Origin of the sequence: Sphingobium sp. OAS761 (genome assembly GCF_024168485.1) — a bacterium.
GTDB lineage: Bacteria > Pseudomonadota > Alphaproteobacteria > Sphingomonadales > Sphingomonadaceae > Sphingobium.
The window spans coordinates 1-1,318 of the sequence record NZ_JALJVY010000033.1; the positions used below are offsets into that span (position 1 = coordinate 1).

General features: G+C 66.2%; 1 protein-coding gene. It reads right to left on the reverse strand.

Annotation, left to right across the window (positions count from 1 at the left end; all coding sequences use genetic code 11):
* Positions 1-1,318 (reverse strand): UDP-glucose/GDP-mannose dehydrogenase family protein (locus tag J3E64_RS20580; protein ID WP_253345118.1); only part of this gene is annotated, 1,318 nt, incomplete at its 3' end.

Sequence of the window (1,318 nt, forward strand, 5' to 3'; positions counted from 1 at the left end):
AGGCCAAGTTTCCAGCGCCGCCGACGCGGGAGAGTGTGAATCCGGCGGCTTGAGCTTCGGTGAGCGGGTATATGTTGCGCAGGTCGACGAGTGCATTTCCGGCCATGGAAGCGGCGATGCGGTTGAGGTCGAGGGCGCGGAAGATGTCCCATTCCGTGACGAGGACGAGGGCATGGGCGCCCTCTGCCGCTTCATAGGCGTCCTTTGCCATGGTGACGCGGGGCATCATGGGGGCGGCGACGGCCATGCCTTCGGGATCATAGGCGACGATGTTCGCGCCGGCGTCCTCGAGCGCCTGGACGATGGCGAGGCTGGGGGCGTCGCGCATGTCGTCGGTGTTGGGTTTGAAGGTGAGGCCGAGCAGGGCGACGGTCTTGCCGCGCGCGTCGCCGCCCAGGGCCTTGACGATCTTGCGGCCCATGGCGCGCTTGCGCAGGTCGTTGACCTGGACGACGGTCTCGACGATGCGGCTGGGGGCATCGTAATCCTGGCCGGTCTTGACCAGCGCCAGCGTGTCCTTGGGGAAGCAGGAGCCGCCATAGCCCGGACCGGCATGGAGGAACTTGCCACCGATGCGGTTGTCCAGGCCGATGCCGCGCGACACGTCCTGCACCTCGGCGCCGACCGCCTCGCACAGGTCGGCCATTTCGTTGATGAAGGTGATCTTGGTCGCCAGGAAGGCGTTGGCGGCATATTTGATCAGTTCCGCGGTCCGCCTGCCGGTGAACATCAGCGGTGCCTGGTTGAGGTTCAGCGGGCGGTAGACCTGGCTCATCACCGCGATCGCCCGCTCGGACCCGGTAGTGCCCACGACCACGCGGTCGGGCCGCTTGAAATCGCCGATCGCCGCGCCCTCGCGCAGGAATTCGGGATTGGACACGACCTGGATATCCAGGTCGGGCTTCATCTCGCGGGCGATCCGTTCCACCTCGTCCCCGGTGCCCACCGGCACGGTCGATTTGGTCACGATCACGGCGGGCGCGTCCAGCGCCTCAACTATCTCCCGCGCCGCGGCAAAGACATAGCTCAGGTCCGCATGACCGTCGCCCCGGCGCGAGGGCGTGCCCACCGCGATGAAGATCGCGTCCGCCCCCTTCACCCCGGCCGCAAGATCCGTCGTGAAGGTCAGCCGCCCAGCCGCCGCGTTCGTCGCAACCAGCTGGTCCAGACCAGGCTCGAAAATCGGCATCCGACCCGACTCGATCGCCCCGATCTTCCCGGCATCCTTGTCGACGCACACCACGTCATGACCGAAATCCGCAAAACAGGCCCCCGACACAAGGCCAACATAACCCGTGCCGATCATCGTGATTTTCAT